The sequence below is a fragment of the Mycobacterium sp. E3305 genome (genome assembly GCF_001666785.1).
Lineage (GTDB): Bacteria > Actinomycetota > Actinomycetes > Mycobacteriales > Mycobacteriaceae > Mycobacterium.
On sequence record NZ_LZJA01000009.1, the window covers coordinates 1 to 850 of the forward strand.

At 68.9% G+C, this 850-nt stretch carries 1 protein-coding gene; it reads right to left on the bottom strand.

What is annotated here, in order from left to right; genetic code table 11:
- The coding region (locus A5701_RS01210) for an AMP-binding protein (protein ID WP_156669858.1) at positions 1-850 on the bottom strand (850 nt) is incomplete at both ends.

Consider the following 850-nt stretch of genomic DNA (forward strand, 5'->3'; position numbering starts at 1 on the left):
CCCGACCGACCCGCATACCCACACGCCACACCCCGACCCGCCACATACAACTCACCGACCACACCCACCGGCACCGGGTTCAGGCAGTCGTCGAGGACGAGGAAGCTCAGGTGGGCCAGCGGCGCGCCGATCGGGCTGGCGTTGGTGTCGACGTCGCTCGCGACGATCTCCCGGAACGAGGCGTGCACCGTGGTCTCGGTGATGCCATACATGTTGATCAGGCGCGGCGACCGCGGGTAACCGTTCAACCACTTGCCCAGCCGGTGCGGTTCAAGCGCCTCGCCGCCGAACACCACGGTCCGCAGCTTCCCCTCCCGGGCCAACTCGGGTGAGAGGGCGTAGAACGCCGACGGTGTCTGGCTCAGCACGTTGACCTGCTCGCGAATCAGCATGGTGCGCAGGTCTTCTGGTGAGCGGACCACCGCGTCGGGCACGATCACCAACCGGCCGCCATGCAACAGCGACCCGAAGACCTCCCACACCGAGAAGTCGAAGGCCAACGAGTGACACTGCGACCACACCCGGCCCAGCGCCCGCTCGTCGTGCACCGACTCCAGCAACTGGGTGACGTTGTGATGGGTGACGGCCACGCCCTTCGGCGTACCGGTGGTCCCCGAGGTGTAGATGATGTACGCGACGTTCGCCGACGACGGGGCGGGCAGCGGGTCGGCGCACTGGCCCGCGACGGCGGCCGTGTCGAGATCGATGACCGCCACGCCTGATCCGTCGAGCCTCGAGCGCACGCCCGCGGTGGTGACGGCGGCGATCGGCGCGGCGTCGGTGAGCATGAACTCGATGCGGGCCGCCGGCAGTGCCGGGTCGATGGGCAGGTAGGCCGCGCCGGTCTTGA